At 42.5% G+C, this 21118-nt stretch carries 25 protein-coding genes and 1 pseudogene; 6 read left to right on the top strand and 20 right to left on the bottom strand.

The features are described 5' to 3' along the window. Positions 1 to 16 precede the first annotated feature (16 nt). Positions 17 to 466, bottom strand: a pseudogene (locus tag AR334_RS14075) (ComE operon protein 2); the annotation flags it as partial. A gap of 70 nt (positions 467 to 536) precedes the next feature. Next, complete coding sequence (locus tag AR334_RS14070; RefSeq protein WP_066311917.1) at positions 537 to 1193, bottom strand: helix-hairpin-helix domain-containing protein; 657 nt, start codon at positions 1191 to 1193, stop codon at positions 537 to 539. 85 nt (positions 1194 to 1278) lie between these two features. On the opposite strand from AR334_RS14070, the gene comER reads away from it, so the two are divergent. Further along, on the top strand, positions 1279 to 2103 hold the full coding sequence (gene comER / locus AR334_RS14065) for a late competence protein ComER (RefSeq protein ID WP_066311914.1): 825 nt from the start codon (positions 1279 to 1281) through the stop codon (positions 2101 to 2103). 69 nt (positions 2104 to 2172) lie between these two features. On the opposite strand, the gene AR334_RS14060 is transcribed toward comER, so the two are convergent. The 8 genes from AR334_RS14060 to AR334_RS14025 are packed head-to-tail and all read right to left on the bottom strand — an operon-like array spanning position 2173 to position 7204. Then, positions 2173 to 2937, bottom strand: coding sequence for a class I SAM-dependent methyltransferase (locus AR334_RS14060; protein WP_066311910.1), 765 nt, complete (start codon positions 2935 to 2937; stop codon positions 2173 to 2175). Continuing rightward, entirely contained in the window at positions 2934 to 3290 is a 357-nt protein-coding gene (gene rsfS / locus AR334_RS14055; protein ID WP_066311907.1) for a ribosome silencing factor, read from the bottom strand. The genes AR334_RS14060 and rsfS overlap by 4 nt, the downstream gene beginning before the upstream one ends. Further along, the gene (gene yqeK / locus AR334_RS14050; RefSeq protein ID WP_066311905.1) at positions 3291 to 3860 is read right to left on the bottom strand and encodes a bis(5'-nucleosyl)-tetraphosphatase (symmetrical) YqeK; all 570 of its coding nucleotides are present in this window, start codon (positions 3858 to 3860) and stop codon (positions 3291 to 3293) included. Further along, positions 3850 to 4419: a nicotinate-nucleotide adenylyltransferase gene (locus tag AR334_RS14045; RefSeq protein WP_066311903.1), complete on the bottom strand. Its 570-nt coding sequence runs from the start codon at positions 4417 to 4419 to the stop codon at positions 3850 to 3852. Before AR334_RS14045 ends, yqeK begins: the two co-directional genes overlap by 11 nt. Before the next feature lie 9 nt (positions 4420 to 4428). Then, positions 4429 to 4722 (bottom strand): ribosome assembly RNA-binding protein YhbY, encoded by a 294-nt coding sequence (gene yhbY / locus AR334_RS14040; protein WP_066311895.1) that lies wholly within the window; start codon positions 4720 to 4722, stop codon positions 4429 to 4431. Further along, positions 4722 to 5555, bottom strand: a complete 834-nt coding sequence (gene aroE, locus AR334_RS14035) for a shikimate dehydrogenase (RefSeq protein WP_066311891.1) — start codon at positions 5553 to 5555, stop codon at positions 4722 to 4724. Before aroE ends, yhbY begins: the two co-directional genes overlap by 1 nt. A gap of 24 nt (positions 5556 to 5579) precedes the next feature. Further along, positions 5580 to 6686 carry a ribosome biogenesis GTPase YqeH gene (gene yqeH, locus AR334_RS14030; protein ID WP_066311889.1) on the bottom strand — a complete coding sequence of 369 codons (1107 nt, stop codon included), beginning with the start codon at positions 6684 to 6686 and terminating at the stop codon, positions 5580 to 5582. Positions 6687 to 6688: 2 nt separating this feature from the next. Beyond that, positions 6689 to 7204, bottom strand: coding sequence for a YqeG family HAD IIIA-type phosphatase (locus tag AR334_RS14025; protein WP_066311887.1), 516 nt, complete (start codon positions 7202 to 7204; stop codon positions 6689 to 6691). A gap of 567 nt (positions 7205 to 7771) precedes the next feature. On the opposite strand from AR334_RS14025, the gene AR334_RS14020 reads away from it, so the two are divergent. After that, positions 7772 to 7912 (top strand): sporulation histidine kinase inhibitor Sda, encoded by a 141-nt coding sequence (locus AR334_RS14020; protein ID WP_066311885.1) that lies wholly within the window; start codon positions 7772 to 7774, stop codon positions 7910 to 7912. 48 nt (positions 7913 to 7960) lie between these two features. On the opposite strand, the gene AR334_RS14015 is transcribed toward AR334_RS14020, so the two are convergent. Further along, the gene (locus tag AR334_RS14015) at positions 7961 to 8758 is read right to left on the bottom strand and encodes a phosphatidylserine decarboxylase (protein ID WP_066311882.1); all 798 of its coding nucleotides are present in this window, start codon (positions 8756 to 8758) and stop codon (positions 7961 to 7963) included. Between the two features lie 131 nt (positions 8759 to 8889). Here AR334_RS14015 and pssA point away from each other — a divergent pair, with 131 nt between their 5' ends. Next, positions 8890 to 9429 carry a CDP-diacylglycerol--serine O-phosphatidyltransferase gene (gene pssA / locus AR334_RS14010; RefSeq protein WP_066311879.1) on the top strand — a complete coding sequence of 180 codons (540 nt, stop codon included), beginning with the start codon at positions 8890 to 8892 and terminating at the stop codon, positions 9427 to 9429. A 287-nt stretch (positions 9430 to 9716) separates the two neighbouring features. After that, on the top strand, positions 9717 to 10433 hold the full coding sequence (gene sigK / locus AR334_RS14005) for an RNA polymerase sporulation sigma factor SigK (RefSeq protein ID WP_066311876.1): 717 nt from the start codon (positions 9717 to 9719) through the stop codon (positions 10431 to 10433). A gap of 32 nt (positions 10434 to 10465) precedes the next feature. Here the strand turns inward: sigK and AR334_RS14000 are convergent, their stop codons facing one another. Next, positions 10466 to 11440: a F510_1955 family glycosylhydrolase gene (locus AR334_RS14000; protein ID WP_066311868.1), complete on the bottom strand. Its 975-nt coding sequence runs from the start codon at positions 11438 to 11440 to the stop codon at positions 10466 to 10468. A gap of 202 nt (positions 11441 to 11642) precedes the next feature. Here AR334_RS14000 and AR334_RS13995 point away from each other — a divergent pair, with 202 nt between their 5' ends. After that, positions 11643 to 13442, top strand: a complete 1800-nt coding sequence (locus AR334_RS13995; protein WP_066311864.1) for a M3 family oligoendopeptidase — start codon at positions 11643 to 11645, stop codon at positions 13440 to 13442. A gap of 493 nt (positions 13443 to 13935) precedes the next feature. On the opposite strand, the gene AR334_RS28920 is transcribed toward AR334_RS13995, so the two are convergent. The 6 genes from AR334_RS28920 to mtnN form a co-directional block, all read right to left on the bottom strand. After that, positions 13936 to 14076, bottom strand: a complete 141-nt coding sequence (locus tag AR334_RS28920) for a YrzI family small protein (protein ID WP_082692942.1) — start codon at positions 14074 to 14076, stop codon at positions 13936 to 13938. 38 nt (positions 14077 to 14114) lie between these two features. Next, positions 14115 to 14255 carry a YrzI family small protein gene (locus tag AR334_RS28915; protein WP_082692941.1) on the bottom strand — a complete coding sequence of 47 codons (141 nt, stop codon included), beginning with the start codon at positions 14253 to 14255 and terminating at the stop codon, positions 14115 to 14117. 30 nt (positions 14256 to 14285) lie between these two features. After that, entirely contained in the window at positions 14286 to 14426 is a 141-nt protein-coding gene (locus AR334_RS28910) for a YrzI family small protein (protein ID WP_082692940.1), read from the bottom strand. Between the two features lie 543 nt (positions 14427 to 14969). Beyond that, on the bottom strand, positions 14970 to 16103 hold the full coding sequence (locus tag AR334_RS13990) for a bifunctional cystathionine gamma-lyase/homocysteine desulfhydrase (RefSeq protein WP_066311862.1): 1134 nt from the start codon (positions 16101 to 16103) through the stop codon (positions 14970 to 14972). A gap of 1 nt (position 16104) precedes the next feature. Then, the gene (locus AR334_RS13985; protein ID WP_066311859.1) at positions 16105 to 17028 is read right to left on the bottom strand and encodes a PLP-dependent cysteine synthase family protein; all 924 of its coding nucleotides are present in this window, start codon (positions 17026 to 17028) and stop codon (positions 16105 to 16107) included. 10 nt (positions 17029 to 17038) lie between these two features. Next, the gene (gene mtnN / locus AR334_RS13980; RefSeq protein WP_066311856.1) at positions 17039 to 17740 is read right to left on the bottom strand and encodes a 5'-methylthioadenosine/S-adenosylhomocysteine nucleosidase; all 702 of its coding nucleotides are present in this window, start codon (positions 17738 to 17740) and stop codon (positions 17039 to 17041) included. Between the two features lie 253 nt (positions 17741 to 17993). Here mtnN and AR334_RS13975 point away from each other — a divergent pair, with 253 nt between their 5' ends. Beyond that, complete coding sequence (locus AR334_RS13975; protein ID WP_066311853.1) at positions 17994 to 18197, top strand: DUF2536 family protein; 204 nt, start codon at positions 17994 to 17996, stop codon at positions 18195 to 18197. Between the two features lie 44 nt (positions 18198 to 18241). Here AR334_RS13975 and AR334_RS13970 read toward each other — a convergent pair whose 3' ends face one another. Then, the gene (locus AR334_RS13970) at positions 18242 to 18943 is read right to left on the bottom strand and encodes a YrrS family protein (protein ID WP_253701296.1); all 702 of its coding nucleotides are present in this window, start codon (positions 18941 to 18943) and stop codon (positions 18242 to 18244) included. A 123-nt stretch (positions 18944 to 19066) separates the two neighbouring features. Then, on the bottom strand, positions 19067 to 21052 hold the full coding sequence (locus tag AR334_RS13965; protein WP_066311847.1) for a S9 family peptidase: 1986 nt from the start codon (positions 21050 to 21052) through the stop codon (positions 19067 to 19069). Positions 21053 to 21118 lie beyond the last annotated feature (66 nt).

Genomic DNA, 21118 nt, shown 5'->3' with positions numbered 1-21118 from the left:
CCTTTTATTGGTTGAGATTCCGAAAATCAATTACTTGTTCAACCAATTCAACTTTTTCCAATTTGACGTTGGCTTGCTGAAATAATTCAATCGCATACGGATGATTTTTATAGTCCGCTGCATAATAAACAGTCTTAATTCCTGACTGAATAAGAGCCTTACAACATTGCAAACACGGAAAATGGGTAACATAAATTTCGGCACCGTCGGTTGGAACGCCAAACTTGGCACATTGCAGGAGTGCATTCATTTCGGCATGAATCGTACGCACGCAATGATGGTCAATCACATAACACCCCTTATCAATACAATGATCGCCACCGGCAATAGAGCCGTTATAGCCGCCTGCAATAATCCGTTTGTCCCTTACGATGGTAGCGCCAACTGTCAGGCGCGTGCATGTGCTGCGCAGTGCAAGTAAATGGCTTTGTGCCATGAAATATTGATCCCAAGAAATTCGCTCCATTGTCTAACTCTCCCTTGTAGTTTCTTTCTGTTTAGTTTAATGTGGCTTGTCTATCCGGTCAATGAGGAATTTATTTCACGATAACCAAATCCTTTAGTTTTTCAAAGGTCTTCTCACCGATTCCGCTCACATTCTTTAAATCCTCAACTGTTTTAAAAGGACCGCTTGTTGAACGATACTCAATAATCGCTGCCGCCTTTGCAGGACCAATCCCCGGGAGCTTTTGCAGCTCCCCTTCGTCGGCTTTATTGAGATTGATTTTACCTTGACCTTGGCTTGGTCCGCCCGCAACCTGCATAGGTTGTCCGCCATTCGGGCCCGCCGCGACATTTCCGGCTTCCCCAATCGCAGGGATGTAGATCACCATAGCATCCACGACATGCTCGGCAAAATTCACCTGTGTCTGGTCAGCCAGTTCCGTTAAACCGCCTGCTCGACTGATAAGGTCAATAATCCGCTCCCCTTCATCAGCTTTATAAACACCCGGCATTTTGACTTGGCCTTTAATATCGACCATAATGATTTCCTTTTCTTTTGCATCTGCTGATTTCTCCTCGGATAATGGGTCTGCCTCGTGATTCTGTACCTTTTCAAGCTTCTGTTCCATTCCCAGGGCTTGCCCAGGGTCCGGAGTGACTGGATTATTATTGTATAAAAAATAACCCCCTATCGCGATCAGCATCGCAGCGGCAAGATAGTACTTGTGTTCCAGTAACCAGTCTTTCAACTTGCTCATCCTTTCAAATGGTATATTTTACTTACATAGCTCATATTGTTATAAGAGAAACCGGGATGTGAAGGAGGGTTGTATCATGGAGGTAGGAATCATCGGAACCGGTAATATGGGAAGAATTTTGGTGGAGGCTTTCCTGGATGGCAAAGCTGTTTCCCCCTCATCCATGATGATTACAAATCGTACGATTGGGAAAGCAAAGCTGCTAAAAAATAAATATTCCGAACTCAGGGTTGGGGCAAATGCGATGGAAGTTGCGGCTCAATCCGATTTGATATTTGTATGCGTAAAACCGCTGGATGTTTTTAAAATTATCGATCAAATCAATCCATATTTAACCGAAAATAAATGCCTAGTTACGATTACAAGCCCTATCAGTACAAATCATATTGAGAGCAAAGTATCCAGCTCCGTAGCCCGGGTCATTCCAAGTATCACAAACCGGGCACTTGCCGGAGTCTCATTAATCACCTATGGAGAAAATTGTTCAGGCTATTGGCGAAAGGAACTCGAAAGTTTAATAGCCAAAATGTCTGTACCTGTTTTCATAGAAGAAAATATTACAAGGGTCGCTTCCGATATCGTCAGCTGCGGACCAGCCTTTTTCAGTTATTTGCTGCAGGCATTTATTAAGGGTGCGGTAAAGGAGACCGAAATTGATGAAAAAACCGCTACTATTCTTGCAAGCGAAATGATTGTCGGTCTTGGGGAATTATTAAAGCAAGGTCATTACACCCTTCCGTCGCTCCAGGAAAAGGTATGTGTAAAGGGCGGCATTACCGGTGAAGGGATAAAAGTATTTGAGAACGAACTAGGGGAAGTATTCCAACACCTGTTTCAGGCAACACACGCTAAGTTCAAAGAGGATTTGGACCAAATTGACTTGCAGTTCTCTAAACAATAATTCGCCTTTTTTCTACAAATTCCTCCTAAATTCTATACAAATAAACCATCTTTTTAAAAAAAAGATGGTTTATTTCTTTTTGGCGATAAAAAAGATCCGTTCAGAATGGTTTTGCGGCGGACTATGCTCAAAATCGGCATTAACCTCCAAAAGCTCAAAGCCCGCTTCTGTCAGCCACTCGGAATAATGCTGGATCGGAAATGTTCGTTGAAAGTGGAGCTCATCATACCGGTCATACTTACCGGAACGTTCATCCAGGACAAAAAAACTTAACTCGTGCTCAACACTGTTGGCTTCCTCACCGGGGAAGCTGTTCCAAATATAAGCGATATGGTCATCATTTAAGGCAAATGTCTGATTGATAAATACTTGGGTTATTTTATAAATCGAATGGACATCGAAAATGAGAAGTCCGCCAGACTTTAAATACAAAGAAGCTTGCCTGAAAGTATCCTTAACCTCTTGTTCGGTCTGAAGATAATTGAGCGAGTCGCAAAAAATGCCGATAACATCAAATAGAGCAGGCACTTCAAACTCAGCCATATTTTGTTCATAAAATGGAATCCTAACACCTACATCCTCGGCCTTTGCCTGTGCAACCGCCAGCATATCGGCAGACAAATCGATTCCGGTTACGTGGAACCCTTCTTTGGCAAAGCGAGCGGAAAGCTCTCCCGTTCCGCAGGCCAAATCAAGAAGCTGAAAGGGCTCTCCTGATGATCGGTTTATTTGATATTTTCCCAGCGTTTCCTTGACGAATTGAACCCATTGATCATAAGGGGCATCTTTCATCAGTTCATCATATAAATAGGCGAAATGCTCGTATGTGGTCATGTATTTAGTTCGCTGAGGATATCTTCCCGCGGTGCATCGCCCCATAGGCGCTCCAGATTATAATAGCTTCGTTCATCGCGATGGAATACATGGACAACTACATCGCCAATGTCAATCAGTACCCATCTTGCCTCGTCAAACCCTTCGATCCGTTTTACATCATAGCCATTCTCGTGTGCCTTTTCGCGAATTTCCCTGGCGATTGCTTGAACCTGCTTATCCGAGTTACCGTGACAAATGACAAAATAATCGGCAATTAAAGAAATCCCCTTCATATTTAACGCAATGATATTTTCCGCCCGTTTATCGTCCGCTGCTTTTACAGACATTTTTAATAACTTCTGATTTTCCATTTAATCAATCCTTCCATTTCGGATTAAATCATTATACGTATGAAACGTTTCAGGATAGACTGGTTGATTCTTTTTCATCAAGAACATAATTGTATTTTGCACCGACTTTAACAGGGCCCGGTCCAAATTTTCAGCAGCCATTCCCCTGACTTCGTCCACTCCGGGAAAATGACGTCCCGGTTCAATATAGTCTGCCAGATAAATTATTTTTTCTAGCAGGGACATTCTCGCTTTTCCGGATGTATGGTACCGGATTGCCGATAATATTTCCGGGTCGGAAATCCCAGCTTCCGTCTCAGCCAGATAGGCTCCTGCAGGTGCATGCCAAAGCTCGGCGTTATAGTCAAGCAGGTCGGCCGGAAAACCTTGGCTCAAAATAATTTCCCTCATCTCTTCCTTTGGCCGGAATTTGGCGTAATCATGAAAGATTGCCGCCAATTCGGCTTTCTTTACATCTGCACCGTATGCCTTAGCTAACATGATGGCTGTTTCCATCACCCCGAGGGTATGCTGGTAGCGGTGCTCAGTCAATTGTGGTTTGACGAGCTGCAATGCTATTTCACGTTCCATATAAATGCTTCTCCTCAATATACCGTAATACTGAATCGGCTATTAAATACCTGACTGTCTTCCCTTTTCTAAGCCTGTCTCTAATCATGCTTGATGATACATCGAAGGCAGGTACGTCAACATATTGAACGGGGTAATCGGTTTGATGACTATAATTTGGCCGCTCAACTCCGACAAATTGGACGAGTCTGACCAGTTCGTCTATTCTATGCCATTTCGGCAAATATTCAATCATGTCCGCCCCGATAATAAAGAAAAATTGATGGTCTGTAAATTGTTCCTTTAACAGAGTCATGGTATCAAAGGTATAAGACTTCCCCTCCCGTTCCAATTCAATCGGCTGAATTTTAAAATCAGGATGATCTTGGATAGCCAGTTCGAGCATCCGCAAACGATCCTCATTGCTTACCGCTTGTGATTTTTGTTTATGCGGTGGTTCGCGATTTGGCATCAGCCATACTTCGTCAAGCCCAAGGGCGTTTAACACCTCATTGGCAATTAACAGATGACCGTAATGGGGCGGGTCAAAGGTTCCCCCTAAAATACCGATTTTCTTCATCTCTGCCTCCTACTTCGGAAGGATAATTTGCTTATTCTCGACTGACTCCTTATAAAGCACAATCGTATTGCCGATAATTTGAACAATCTCTGCGCCGGCACCTTCCGCCAGCTGCTCGGCAACGTCGGTTTTGTCTTCATCGCAATTTTGTAGCACGCTTATTTTGAACATTTCTCTTGCCTCAAGAGCGTCGGCAATTTGTTTAATCATGTTCTCGTTAACCCCGCCTTTTCCCACTTGAAAAATCGGGTCCATATGATGGGCTTTCGCCCGTAAAAAACGTTTTTGCTTACCTGTTAACATTACTTTCCTCCTAATTGTTTAAGAACAATTTCTCTCATTCTGGTTGTGTTCGGGAAGATTCCGGTCCATTTTTCAAATGCCAATGCCCCTTGAAACACAAACATGTCAATTCCGTTTTGAATCATGGCACCTTTTTGTTTGGCATCCCGTAAAAATTGTGTTTCCAACGGATTGTAAATGATGTCACAAACCATCGCTTGTTGTTTGAGATTTACTAAATCCAATGGTTGTTCAGCCAGTTTCGGCGCCATTCCGATCATAGTGGTTTGGATAATTAAATCATAGTTTTCCAACTGACTTTCCGCTTCATACAAGGAATAGGCCCTTGATTCGTTTGTGTATGGACACTCTTTGATTAATTTCTGTGCTTTGTCCACCGTCCGATTGGCAATATCGATTGCTGCGGGGTTTTCCTTTGCCAAGGTAAAATAGATAGCTCTTGCCGCCCCGCCAGCCCCGATAATCAAAACTTTTTTTCCGGCAGCCTGAGGATAATGGGTGGTTAACCCTTTTAGAAAACCTGGTCCATCGGTGTTATAGCCGACAAGCCTTCCACCTGCATTGACCACTGTATTGACAGCGCCGATGCTGGCAGCCAGTTCATCCACTTCATCGAGATATTGGATAATGTCACTTTTATGCGGCACAGTTACATTGAATCCACCCGCGCCAATCGCCTTAAAGCCGTAAACCGCAGCCTCCAAGTTTTCAGGTTTTACCTGAAACGGGAGATATTGAGCATCAATTCCATAAAACGAAAATAAATCATTGTGCATAGTCGGGGACATCGAATGGCCGATTGGGTCCCCGATCACGGCGTACAGCTTTTTCACTTGTTTCCCCCACCCGTATAAAAATTATATCAACGACTTTCGAATCAAAGCTTGAACACCCTTTGGAACATAGGCGGCAACCTTCGCTCCAGGATCGTTAACCGTTATCCAGCCAAGTCCCGAAAAGACAATATCAGTCTTGGCATCTTTAATCATAAATTCATGTCTTACCAACTCAGGAAATGTATCAATGTCCGTTTTCCTAGGCGGAGTCAACAGTTCCCCAACATGATTTTCATAAAGCTCAGCGGCATTCTCTGTTTTTGTACGGTGTATATTTATTTCATTGGATACGTAGCAAATAAATGAACGTCTGCCGCCACTAATATAATCAAATCTGGCCAGCCCACCAAAAAACAGGGTTTGTTCTTCATTCAATTGAAATACTTTTGGCTTGATTTCCTTTTTGGGCGTAATCACTTTTAAATCCCTTTTATCGACAAAGTGGGCCATTTGATGATGGTTGATAATTCCCGGCGTGTCCATCAGCGCTTTTCCGTCATCAAGCGGTATTTCAATAATATCCAAGGTCGTCCCCGGGAAATGGGAAGTTGTAATCACATCCCCTTCGCCGGTCACTTGTTTTATGATTCGATTAATAAATGTGGACTTGCCGACATTGGTACAGCCGACGACATAGACATCTTTACCATTACGATGTTGTTCAATTGCAGCGGTTGTTTCTTCGATATTCCAGCCCTTGCCGGCACTTACGAGGAATACCTCCTCCGGTCTTAGTCCAAGTTCTTTAGCTTGCTGGGTCATCCAGTTGATCAGCTTTTTATGTTTGACCGATTTAGGGAGCAAATCTGCCTTGTTGCCGACAAGAAGGACTTTGTTGTTCCCGACAAAGCGGTGCAATCCCGGCAGCCAGCTGCCGTTAAAGTCGAAAATATCAACAATCATGACAATCAGGGCATCTCGTTCGCCCAGTCCGTTTAAAATCTTTAAAAAGTCATCATCCGTCAGGCTGACATCCTGGACTTCATTATAATGCTTTAGACGAAAGCATCGCTGACAAATAATCGATTCTTTTTCGAGGGCGGAAGTGGGCGCATAACCAATTTCCGCCGGATTTTCCGTCTGAACCTTTACACCGCAGCCAATGCATATATATTTTTGTTCGTTCACGTCTAATCCTCCCAAGACAGCATACCTCTTTTACGGAACCAATTCATGATTCTCCGTTCCGCAAACCTGTTAAATTTGGTCATGAATCCATCAGTCTGGGCAACCGGAACTACCAGAATCGTATGGAAACCGCTGCGATTGCCTCCGAGGACATCCGTTAATAATTGGTCGCCAATCACTACAGTCTCCTCTTTTTTCAAGTCCATTTGTGCCAAAGCGCGATTAAACGCCCTTGCCAGCGGTTTTCGCGCTTGAAATATAAACGGAATCTTTAGCGGGTCGGCAAACGCTTTAACCCTTGCTTCATTATTATTGGAAACAATCGTCACCAGAATATTTTGTTTCTTTACTTCTTCAAACCATTTTATCAAGTCCGGAGTGGCGTTTGGACGATCCCATTCCACGAGCGTGTTATCCAAATCGGTAATGATTCCCTTAATCCCTCTGACCTTTAGCTGTTCAGGCTGAATATCGAGAACACTTTTCACGTGTTCATTCGGCAGAAATTGTTTTAGCACTAATTGACACCTCAAAACTATAATTTAACAGTCTTATTACTTGGCTAATAATAAATTACCAAATTTCACCAATTTAATAATTTATTATGTCGCATAATTTCAACTACGCCTCTGTCTTCGTCCTAACGGACTCGCCAATCAGCGAGTTTACATTTAATTCATCATAACGAATTTTACCATATGTTTCAAAGAATAAAAGGCCCTATGTTATTGTTCTTCATTTCTTGACAATCCATGACACGTAAATCAGAAACCTGCTGGAATAATTTAGGGTTCTCCCAAATTATGGCGAATTTTTAAACAAACAAAAAAACTTTTCGACAAATATCGTCTTTTTTAACAACTGTGGATAAAGTTATTAACATTATACCCATTGAATCATTCACTTTTAAGCGATTTATAAACAAAATAATCACAAGTTATCCACCTAAACCTGTGGATAGTTGGATCGATTGTTCTCCAAGAATAAATTTGGTAGATTTAGGGTACACCAATTGAACCTACCATTTTATGAATCCTTTTCATCAAATAGAACACTTTATTTTAAACGTTGGAGGTGTCTTCTACGTGAGGAAATTGTCAGATGAATTATTGATTGAGTCTTATTTAAAAGCAAGAGAGCTAAACCTGAGCCCGGATTTTATCAGCCTGATCGAAACCGAGATTCACCGTCGTTCCCTTTATTATAAAATAAAGAAGACTTCCTAATTATATTTGCCCAACCAAGGGATATTTTACGAAAAAACGGCGGCGCCATCATGCGCCGCTGCTTTTTTTACTTAAAATCCCAAGCTTTTCGCCAACCTTCATTTCCTGTGGTGTTTTAAGGTTTGGATCGAGTTCAAATGTATTCTTCTCAAACAATAAAACAACAGTTGACCCAAAGGTAAAATAGGCAATCTCCCCGCCTTTTACTAAATTCGAGCCTTCATGCACAGTTTCAATCGAATTAACAAACATGGCGCCAACCTTGACAATCGCCACATGTCCAAATTCAGTGTTAACCTCTGTAATGACCCGATAATTTTTGGCAAGCGTCCGTACCCCATATTTTAATCCCCACTTGTTAACCGGATAGGATTTCGATCCTAGCGTCCATTGATTTGTAACTGTTCCATTGACAGGACTGTGAATGCGATGGTAGTGGCTTGGACTTAAATACAAAATGACGTATGTACCATTCAAATATTTTGGCAACACATTAGGATCTCCAAGCATTTCCTCTATGGAATAAGTTTTGCCTTTGACGATAATTTCGCTGTTTTCCTTAATCGGCCCGACATCCTCAAGCACCGCATCAACGGGACTGACAACCGCATCATCGCTTTTGTATATGGGCCTTGCACCCTTTTTGAGATTCCTTACAAACAAAGCATGCAGGGTAGGGAACTCGTGAAGCCCTTTTTCCATTTCCGTTTGATTAAGCTGATAGATTCGTGCAAACGATGGCACGACAAAACGGCTGATACGAGACTGGGCAAAACGTTTTAAAATAGCCGATGTCCATCGGCCATTCGTTAATTCAATCATTAGACGATAAACAGTCTGTAACAAAGGCATTACCCCCAAATAGTGTAAAAATACTCTTTACGAATAGACATAAAACCCGTAAAATTAAATAATATAGAGTTAACAACAATGGTACGGATTATTCTTCCATCCAAAGAAAGGAGTGGAAAACTGAAATGTTTTTATTAGATGTAATCGACCAGACGATTAAGAAACTAAAATCCCAGACAGCCAATGTCATAACCCTGACGAATTTATCTTTAGGCGGTTTTGCCATCGTATTCGGACTCCATGGAAATTTGAGATTAAGTCTGCTGCTCATTTTTGTTGCAGCATTGGCGGACCGGTTTGACGGCATGATTGCCCGAAAGTTTAATATTGAATCTGAGTTAGGCAAACAATTGGATTCCATGAGTGATATTATATCATTTGGCGTGGCTCCCGCACTATTGTTATATCAGGGAATTTTGCATGAATTCGGTGGACCGGGGTCCTTTTTCACCGTATTTTATATCGGTTGCGGCGCATTCAGATTGGCACGATTTAATATTACTGAAAACAATGGATTCTTTACTGGATTGCCGATTACTGCGGCAGGCTGTTTGGCCACGTTAAGCTTTTTGGCCATCCCCTATCTTCCGGCACAAACGTTCTTATTTATTATCATCATTCTTTCATTCTTAATGGTTAGTACGTTCAGGTTAAGAAAAGTATAAATTTTTTGATGTAATGACCTACTATTGCCTTATGGCATAGTAGGTCATTATTGTCTAGCTGCAGCGCCTAGGGGCTCGAGGTCATAAGCCAATCCGTCAAGAAGGTTAAAAAGCAACCTTCTAGCCGGCTCGTCTTATGCTGGTCGCCCCTGGTCAAGGCGCTTCCGCTTTTCCTATTATAATAGCACTAATTTCAAATTAAATAATCTGGACAGACACAATTTCCCGTTTTCTTCATAGGAATTATTAATAGGCTTTAGTCCAAAAAAGATACGGGGTGGATATGGATGTCTGGAATCTTAACGGCTCTTGGCTATTTACTTAAAGAATTTTTATTTCTTGTATCCTATGTAAAGAATAATGCCTTCCCTCAGCCCCTATCCGCTGCAGATGAACGAAAATATTTAAGATTAATGGCCGAAGGGGACTCACACGCACGAAATATGCTGATAGAACACAATTTGAGGCTCGTTGCCCACATTGTAAAGAAATTCGAAAATACCGGCGAAGATTCAGAGGATCTAATATCGATTGGAACAATCGGATTAATAAAAGCAATCGAGAGCTATTCCGAAGGGAAAGGAACAAAGCTTGCAACCTACGCCGCACGTTGTATAGAAAATGAGATCCTCATGCATTTACGCGCATTAAAAAAGACCAAAAAAGATGTCTCCCTACATGACCCGATTGGCCAGGATAAAGAGGGCAACGAAATCTCGTTGATTGATGTATTAAAATCGGAATCTGAAGATGTTATTGATACGATACAAATGAACATGGAGCTAGAGAAAATCAAAAAATACATTGAAGTTCTCGACAGCCGTGAAAAGGAAGTCATTATCGGCCGCTTCGGCCTCGATTTGCAAAAGGAAAAAACCCAGCGGGAAATCGCGAAAGAGCTGGGAATCTCCAGAAGCTATGTTTCAAGAATTGAAAAGCGAGCATTGATGAAAATGTTCCATGAATTTTATCGCGCCGAGAAAGAGCGCAAGAAAAAAAGTTAGCATGAAATGAAAACTCGCCAATTGGCGAGTTTTCATTTACCTTCTTTTAATATGTTGTTCCAGGACTTGCCTCCGTCCACCGATTCATAGAGGTCATTTTTATAGGTGGCGAAAGTGATTTGATTTTGATTTTTTGAATTCGACGCCAAGTAGGTGATCGGATTGTCATAATCCAAAAACGGGATCGCAATGTCGGCTTGTTCTCCAGAGACCGGATTTATTGTTTTTAATAATATGTTCTCATTTTCAACACTGCTATATAAAATGGAATCGCCTGAGAAAGTTAATGCTGTGACCATTACCGGAGCAGTGATTACCTTCATTGTATTTCCGTTGTCCATAGAATAATAAATCCCTGAGCGAGTTGACATTGCCATGGAATCACCATTTGCAGGATGGACCGCAATCATCCCGAGTGAATCCGCTTTGAAGCCATTAAGCTCACTTTTTTTCCAAGTTTCGCCGTTATCCTTGGAATAGTTGACGCCCATGCTTAAGCCATTTTTTTGCTGATCACTTATCAGATATAGGTTGCTATTCGAATAGCCAGCTGCCATAAAAACAAAATTGGCTAGTCCGTAAAAGGCCAATTTTTCGAGCGTTTCCCCTTTATCGGTACTCTTGACCAGGCCTAGAGGGTCCTTTAAATCAGCCCCCTTTTGCGGATGTCCACTCGAAATAAAACCAGATTCAACAGCCTGGAAACCCATATATTTATGGTTATTCGTTGTAGTCTCAAACCATTTCCCGTCTTTAAACATTTTCAAACCGGCATTTGACGCAACATAAAGTGCCTGATCATTCCCCGGATAACCGACCCCAAAAATACGGCTTATTTTTACCGGGTTTGCCTCAGTGACTTCATATTTTGTTGTGTCAGTATTTTTGGTTTCCTGCCGTTCTTTTGGATTCGAGGGTTTTTTCTCCTCCTGATTACTTGTACAGCCTGTAACGGCAAGTAACACGACCATTAAAATAGGCAGTATTAGGCGCTTTCGAGATTTCATTGTTCTCCTCCTGAACATGCGTTTAAAACTCTATCTTCAAATGAATTTATTAATCCTCATCCATCACACTTATAACTCAGATATTATGACATTGTCAAATAATCGGGACCATGGTGTGCTGTTCAGCAAAATTCAAAGTTATAGAAATTTTCCGCCAACAAATTTATAATGAGTTAGTACATATATAAAGGGGGTACATAAAATGTCAGCCACAACCTATAAAGATGTGTGGAACCTGGATGTGTTTTTCAAAGGCGGAAGCGATTCCCCTGAATTACAGGAGCACTTAACCCATACAGCAGAATTAATCGAACTTTTTCAAACAAGGGTAAATAACTGGACACCTGCCAATTCCCCTGAGGACGGCAAATACCTGCAGGAACTGCTTCTCGATTTTGAGGAAACAGGAAAAAAACTTCGCCAAGCAGGAGCCTTTGTCGGATGCCTTCAAGCCCAAAATATTCACGATGAAAAAGCCTATAACCTTGATGCGCAAGTAACAGGGTTAAGCGCTTCCTTCCAGACAGCGCTTGGAGCATTAGACAACCAACTGACCAAAATTGATGATAACGTCTGGAAACAGCTATTGGCAGATGGCCCGTTGGAGGAACTATCCTTTGTTTTGACGGAACGGCGCAGCAGGGCAAAGGAAAAGCTGTCCAAGGAAGAGGAAGCGCTTGTTAACGCCCTAGGTGTGGACGGCTATCATAGCTGGGGGCAATTATATGACTTAATCGTCAGCAAAATAAAAGTCTCCTTTACGGAAAACGGCGAAGAAAAACAGCTTTCCGTCGGGCAGGCCTTTAATAAATTTTCAAGCTCTGACCGAAGCTTACGCAGTACGGTATTTGCGGGTTGGGAAAAGGCATGGGGCGACCAGGCTGACATTCTCGCAAAGACATTAAACCATCTTTCCGGCTTCCGATTGAATGTTTACAAAAAACGCGGATGGGACGAGGTATTGAAGGAACCGCTCAGCATCAATCGCATGAAAAAAGAGACGCTTGAAACGATGTGGACCGTCATCTCGGAAAACAAACAAAAGCTTGTTCAATATCTGGAGCGTAAAGCAAAGTTATTGGGTTTGGAAAAATTAAGCTGGTTTGATCTGGATGCGCCATATGGGACAACAGAAACGAAGGTATCCTACCAGGAAGGGGCCGAATTCATCCAACAAAACTTTGCCCTGTTTGGCGAAAAATTGGCTGCATTCGCAAAAATGGCATTCGAGAAACAATGGATTGAAGCGGAGGATCGCCCAGGAAAAGCGCCAGGCGGATTCTGTACTTCTTTCCCAGAAAGTGATGAGTCGCGGATTTTTATGACTTACTCCGGAACGCCATCCAATGTATCTACACTGGCACATGAACTGGGGCATGGCTTCCATTCGTTTGCAATGAAAGGGGTACAGCATCTTAATCGAAATTACGCGATGAACGTGGCTGAAACAGCCTCGACTTTTGCGGAAATGATTGTTGCTGATGCATCAGTCAAAAATGCAAAGGATGAGGACGAAAAACTTGCGCTGCTTGATGACAAAATTCAGCGGACTGTGGCGCTGCTGATGAATATCCATGCCCGCTTCCTGTTTGAAACACGTTTCTATGAAGAAAGAAAGCAAGGGCCTGTGTCGGTCGAAAGATTAAATCAATTAATGCTTGAGGCACAAAAGGAAGCGTATTGCGAAACACTGGATGAATACCATCCACTTTTCTGGGCTTCCAAGCTCCACTTCTTCATTACAGGGGTGCCTTTCTATAACTTCCCTTATACGTTTGGTTATTTATTCTCACTGGGAATATATGCACAGGCACTTCAGGAAGGCAAAGGCTATGAGGAAAAGTATATCGCGCTGTTGAGGGATACTGCCTCAATGACAGTCGAAGACCTTGCCAATAAGCATTTGCAGGTTGATCTGACCAAAAAGGATTTTTGGAAGAAAGCTGTTGATATCTGCCTAGCTGATATCGACGAGTTTTTGGAACTGACAGAAGGAAAATAAGAGAGGATAAAAAGAGCATCGGTCGCATTTGACCGATGCTTCTTTATTACACTTCTACACTTAATTCTGCCAAGATAACGCAGCCAATCGCCCCAGTAATGACGAAAGCCATAGCAACCATAAACATCATCTTACTCCACCCCTTAGATTGATCACCTTAATTTCAATTTATCATATTTTCACAGTATCAATCTGAAGGAAATGTGAACATTGTGTTAACAACATTTTGATATTCTTAGCTTACTAAGAGATTTATGATATTATTTTAAGTCTTTTTTCTTGGTTTTAAAAATCAATGATAACAGTAAAACATGCAATGGCATTTTTGATTACCTCCCATCCTCGATTTTCATGGACTAAGTGGTATCTTTCGAATCCCACAAATCTGCACCTCGTCCTTTATTTAGAAAATTAATCATTTTAATTACCACCTTTCTTTCATTAGTTTTTACACGTATCCAGCTAACGTGCTTATCTGCCAAATGGCGATAACTTACATAATTCGGTACATGGAAATTTGGCGATCTTTATTTTGCTCGTAAAGTTTATTAACCATTTCTTGTTGAATCGCTTCATCAGCGCTTACTTTACGTTTTGTAATTGTAATTGTTAAGAAAAATATATTGAGGGTCATGTTATTCACTTCCTTTGGAAAAACCCCATAGATTTGTTTTACATAAGACGATGCATGGCAATTTGCCGATCCTTGCTTTGTTCGTAAAGCTTTTGCGCCAATTCATTGCGGGACTCTTTATTCAGATCTACCTTGCGTTTATTAATGGTTAATGTAAAAAAGAAAATATTTAGTGTCATTGTATTAACTCCTTTTGGTTTGTATATTATTTACATCAAATGATGCACTGAAATTTGCCTGTCTTTTGTTTCCTGATACAGTTGTTCCACCATTTCCTCTCGCGCCACGGCTTCGCGGTCTACAGGTCGTTTTTTAATTGTAATTGATAAGAACAATATATTTAGGGTCATAATTGTCACCTCCTTTAATGAAGTCCCCTTACAAATTTTAAAGCAGCCTCATTACCTTATGCCGAACATATCCATTTGGCTAGTAAAAAGGGCACAAAAAGGCCGCAAGAAGTCACCCCTTGCGGCCTAGCCTTATTTGCCTGTTTTTAGGCACAAAAAAGCCACAAGGCGTCATTCTCCCTGCGGCTTGGATATATACGGAAATAAAAAGTTAAGACATCCATTCCAATCCGGTCGAATGAGCATTATAAAAATATTCAGTTGTACCAACACCCGAAGACCAAGCAACATTGTTAACACATACAATTCCATTGAACAATAACATTCTCATCGACCTCCTTTTGGAATAATTTACTTACTACGGTAATTATATCCACATCTATGTAGTTTGTAAACCATTTTGTGAACTTTTTATGAAATTAATTAAAATGCCCTTTTTAGGACAAAAAAAGATCCCAAACCTAGTTCGGGGACCTTTAAAAAGGAAATGGGTGTCAGGCACCATGTGAAATTTTCACATGGTGCCTGACACCCTTTGTACCCTTACTCCAGTGCTTGTGTTAGATCCTCAATTAAATCCTGGACGTCTTCTAGTCCTACGGAGATGCGGACGAGTCCGTCACCGATGCCGAGTTCTGCTCTTCTTTCGGCTGGAATGGAAGCGTGGGTCATTCGGGCTGGGACGGAGATTAGACTCTCAACTGCTCCAAGGCTTTCAGCAAGGGTGAAGTATTTTATCTTGGCCAGGATTTGGTCAGCGGTTTCGGCGCTGCCGACATCGAAGGATACCATACCGCCAAAGCCCCTAGCCTGCTTCTTAGCAATTTCGTGGCCCGAATGAGTTACAAGCCCCGGATAAAATACTTTTTTCACCTTAGGGTGCCCTTGTAGAAACTCCACAATTGCCATTGTATTCGCCTCGGTCTCTTCCATGCGGACACCCAATGTTTTGATGCCTCTAATCAGCAGCCAGGAATCCTGTGGCCCCAAAATCCCGCCTGTGGAATTTTGCACAAAATGTAGGTCCTGTGCCAGCTTGTCATCATTTACCACTACTAGCCCGGCCACTACATCACTATGGCCGCCGATGTATTTAGTGGCACTGTGCAGGACCATATCTGCCCCGAGCTCGATTGGATTTTGCCAGTATGGGGTCGAGAACGTGTTATCGACGATCGTCAACAGATTATGTTCCTTGGCTAATCTGGCAGCCGCTGCAATATCAGTAATTTTCAGAAGCGGATTGGTTGGTGTTTCAATGTAAATCGCTCTTGTATTTGGCCTGATTTCGTTTTTAATATTTTCCAAATTACTTGTATCCACAAAGGTTGAAGCAATCCCAACCCGGTTTAGCACCTTTGTCATCACTCTGAAAGTGCCCCCGTAAACATCATCCGTTAAAATGACATGGTCACCACTGTTAAACAGCATAAATACAGCTGTAATCGCTGCCATTCCTGAACCGAAAGCAAAGCCGGCCTTGCCGCTCTCAATATCTTTAATCAGTTCCTCCAGCGCATGTCTGGTCGGATTGCCAGTACGGGAATATTCAAAGCCTTTGTGTCCGCCAACTCCCTCCTGCTTATAGGTGCTGACTTGATAAATCGGAAAGGAAACGGCCCCTGTTGCTGGATCTTCACTAATTCCGCCATGGATTAATTGTGTTTTTCTTCTCATGTCAAATGCCCCCTTCAAAAATCTTTTTGCTTAAATAGCGCTCGCTGCCATCAGGGAAAATGACCACGATGTTGGTTCCTCCTTTAGCCGCCTTGGCTTCTTCCAAGGCAGCATAAAAAGCAGCCCCTGATGAACTACCCACAAGCAGCCCTTCTTTAGCCGCCAAATCTTTTACATAGGCAAAAGCATCAACATCGGAAACCGTGTGAATGGCATCAAAATAATCAGGATCCATAAACGGAGGCAAAAATTCCATCCCAATCCCTTCCGCCTTATGCGGACCAGGTTCTCCGCCATTTAAAATTGACCCCTCCGGCTCGACAATCACCGTTTTTATATCCGGTTTCTGTTCCTTTAAATACCGGGCAGTGCCCATAAACGTGCCTCCGGAACCCGCGCCAGCGACAAAGATACCAATCTCGCCGCCCAGCTGCTCCCATAGCTCGGGGCCCAGAGTTTTGTAATAAGTCGCGGGGTTGGCAGGATTGGCAAATTGCTGAGGACAATAGGAACCCGAGATTTGTTTAAGCAGCTTCTCTGCTTTGGCAATTGCCCCCTTGATTCCCGCTTCCGTCGGGGTATGAACAATTGTGGCTCCTAACGCCTTCATGATTTCCTGCTTTTCAGTGCTGAATTTTTCCGGTACACAAAAAATAACCTTAATTCCTTTATTGATGGCGGCAAGGGCCAACCCAATCCCCGTGTTCCCGGCGGTCGGCTCAATGATCGTCCCTCCCGGACGCAGCTTGCCGCTTGAAAACGCCTCGTTTAACAACTCCATCCCGAGCCGGTCCTTAACGCTTCCGCCGGGATTCATGAATTCAAGCTTCGCAAATAGACGAACGCCTGCAGGCAAAGAAAACTGTGTAATTTCAACCACTGGTGTATGCCCAATCAATTCATGGACGTTTTGATAAACCTTCATTATTCCACTCCTAGGAGTTTTTTAAAGCCTCCACCATCTTCATAACAAGCGTTGCCGAATTGGTCGCGGCTTTATCAATATACTGATCAAATGATATTTCCGATTCTTTTCCGGCAATATCAGACAGCGAACGAATGATCACAAATGGAACGCCAAACCGGAAAGCAACCTGGGCAATTGCAGCCGCTTCCATTTCCACTGCCTGTAGATTATTAAATTTACGGCGGATAAACTCAACCCGTTCTGCGTCTTCCATAAACGAGTCACCTGTAGCAATTAAGCCTCTGACAATTTGAAAGTTTTCAATCTCATTTGCCGCCGATTCAGCAATAGCCATTAATTTTTCATCTGCAAGAAATGCGGCTGGCAGCTGCGGCACTTGGCCATATTCATAATCAAACGCGGTTACATCAACATCATGATGGCGCACTTCGGTCGATATGACGGCATCCCCTACATTCAAGTCAGGATTTAATCCGCCTGCCGAACCTGTGTTAATAATGCAATCTGGCTTATATTTTTCAAGCAGGATGGTGGTGGACATTGCCGCATTGACCTTGCCGATTCCTGATCGAAGCAAAATTACGTCCATGTCGTGCATTTTGCCAAATGTAAATTCGCAGCCTGCCACTTCCTCCTGTGTTTGGGCTTGAATATTTTCTCTTAGTAAAGTCACTTCTTCTTCCATTGCTCCAATAATCGCGATTTTCATTTTTTTCTCTCCTATTGTGTTTCCTGCATTATTTTTTGCTTTAACGATTATCTGATGTTAATTTTCCTCAGATTACTACAACGTATCCGCAAACACCATTTTACATGTTTTGCTGAAGGGTTGCCAAAAACTTTCTCAATTTCCTACAAGTATACTATGGAATATTAACGGTAAATGCCCCTAGTCTTTCCTTAGCTAATCGTTGCCGTACGAAAAAAATATATTTAGAATGAAGTGAAGGGGGACTTTAAAAATGAATTTTCAATTTGAGTTAATAGAGGACAAAATAGAATTCTTTGAAGCAGGCGATTTGAAAACTTTACAGAAGAAAATTGAATCACAAATTGAAGAGAACCGGGCAATCTTGCTCGGGGTACATTCTGTTTCGCATCAGATGCATGTAAATGAAAATGGCCAAACCTATTTCACGGCTGTCGTTCATTTCAAAAAAAAATAGGATGGGGCCAAGTCAGGCCCATCCCATTTTTTTGCCCACATTTTTTATGGCTTTACAATTTCCGCGATTTCTTCCACTTTTGTCGGCAGCCAGCCTTTGCCATCAACCCATTTAATATAAACATTGTATTTCTGCTGTTTGTCTTTTGAAGCAACTGTGCCAACGGAAGCATTGGCTGCGGATTTATCGCGGCCAAGCCAGTAAACAGTCATGTTGCTTGGGTCCAATCCGGTTGCATAGGTAATCGCGTTCAGCATTTCCTGCCAATCAACGGCTGTCTTATCATAAACTGGCGTATGCTGGCCTGTTTGTGAAGTACCCACAGGCTCCCACGCCGGATTGACAATCGTTTTTAACACATTGGACGAACTCCCGCCGTCTGAGACAACCGCCTGGGAATCATCGGCTTTTTCAGTAGTTGAAGCCTCGTCGCTCTGTTCTTCCTCTTCAACTGCCTTATCCTTCGATTCATCCTTATTGGCGTCTGTTTCTTTTGTCTTTTCCGCTTCTTTTTTAGAAGCCTCTTCTTTAGGCTTACTCTCTTTTCCCGCATTATTCTTTTCTGTTTGTTTTGGCGTTGTCGCCGTTGTAGAGGCTTTCTCATCATCCCCGCCCACAAATATGTTATAGGCCACAATGATAATTAAAGCCAGGACAAGAATGATTAAACTATTTAAGACAAGATTTGTTTTTTTACGTTTTGCGCGGTAATCAGACCGCGAATTTCGATTAAATTCATTAGGCAAACCAACCACTCCTCCTAAACAATAGGCTGTGAATATTTTAACATGATTTGCAGATAACTTGAAGGAATTTTGTTTTTGTGCAAAAAGCCGCATGCTGTTATTCGCATTGCGGCTTTTGAAAAATCAGTCAATATATTCATTAAACCAGCCAGCAATATAATCGAGGCGATTGATCCGCAGTGAGGGTCTTCCGCTCCGGGACAGCTCGTGGTTTTCGTCAGGGAACCGGACAAACTTCGTTTCCTTGCCCAACCTTTTTAAAGCAATAAACCATTGTTCCCCCTGTTCAATCGGACACCGGTAGTCCTTTTCACTATGGAGAATTAATAGCGGCGTTTCTACGTTTTTAACATAAGCCAATGGTGAATGCTGCCAAAGTGTTCCAATGTCAGTAAGGTCTGATTTGATCTGCCATTCTGTAAAATAATAGCCGATATCACTGACCCCGTAAAAGCTAATCCAGTTAGAGATGGACCGTTGGGTGACAGCCGCCTTAAAGCGATTGGTCTGGCCGACAATCCAATTAGTCATAAACCCGCCGTAGCTTCCACCTGTCACACCGAGGCGATTCTCGTCAATGAAATCATAGTTAGTCAGAATATAATCAAGTCCTAGCATTAAATCTCGATAATCGTTACCCCCATAGTCCCCTCGGACGGCATCGACAAATTTTTGACCATATCCATGACTTCCTCTTGGATTGATATATAGAACTGCATACCCTTGTGCCGCTAATATTTGAAACTCATTCATAAAGGTATTGCCGTACATCATATGGGGACCGCCGTGAATCTCAAGAATTAACGGAGATTTCTGGCCTTCTTTAAATCCAATAGGCTTCATCAGCCAGCCATGGATATCCCAGCCATCGGCTCCCTCAAATTCGAATGCCTCCGGCTGTGAAAACTCAAGCTCTTTTAAAAATCCTTTATTAACATCCGTCAGCTTTTCTAGTATTTGCCCATCAGGCAACGAAAGCAAATATAAATCACCGACTTCAACAGGTGTACTTATTGCAGCAATGGCTCTATTGGATTCAGGATGAACAGAAAGGCCATAAACATGGTGTTCGCCGGTTGTGACCCCTTGAACAGTTCCGTTTACATCGGCAAAGTAAATATTCGTATTCCCCTTGTCTGAGGCAATAAAATAGAATCCCTTGCTGTCAGTTGCCCATACTAGGGCTGGTAGGGTCGCTCCCTGTTGAAAATCCCCGACCAGATAGTTCCCCGCCGGTACATCCCAATTTGCTGTCAGGCAGGATATTTCACGGTTTTCCGTCTGATAAAGCCATATTTTTGCAAGAGTGGCGTTTTCAAATTTACGTTCATGACCAAGAAATCCAAGATAGCGTCCGTCCGGTGACCATACAGCCTGTCCAAAGGAACCTGTGCCCTTCGTTACCGGCGTTAGTGTTTTTGTTTCTACCTCCAACAAATAAACATCATGATTAAAAGAAAAATCCGGTAGTTCTGAATAATCGGCTCCAACAGCGAGTTGTGTTCCATCCGGGTACCAATCGTATAGCGAATGGTGGTAATTGCCTTCTGTTAACTGCTCTACTTCGCCCGTGTAAACATCAACAACAGCAATTTGCTTGTATGTACCTTTCCAAAATCCCTCGGAATCGGATTTATATTGCATGAGAGACACTTCCAGGGGCTTTGGATGTTCTTGCTTATTGTCCTTTACCTCGTCGAAGATCGTTTTCCCTGCTTTTAAGGAGACCTGAAAAGCTAGCCTTGAGCCATCAGGTGACCAAACTGGGTTAGTGGCGCCACATGCCAACGTGGTCAGCTGCTGTGCTTCGCCGCCATTAACACATAATAAATAGATTTGGTTTTTCCCGCTACGATTTGAAATGAATGCAAGCTTCTTTCCATCGGGGGACCAGCGTGGCGAGTGATTTTTATCTTTGCCGAAAGTCCACTGGACTGGCGCCGAGCCGCTGTTAATTGTTCCATGGTAAATATGTGACCTATATTCATCCGCCTCCTGGTCAATCGTAGTTTGTACAAAAACATAAGAACTTCCATCTGGAGAAAGCTGCGGATTTACTACAGATTTTAATTCATATAAATCTGCTGGGGTTATTCCTCTTGCTGCCATTTTCATTCCACCTTTTTGCGCAATATACTATTTATTTCGACACCTGAAATAATTCCCCTGCAAAAT

This window comes from Bacillus sp. FJAT-29814 (assembly GCF_001510715.1).
GTDB lineage: Bacteria > Bacillota > Bacilli > Bacillales > Cytobacillaceae > Neobacillus.
This window is presented reverse-complemented; position numbering and strand designations above follow the sequence as displayed.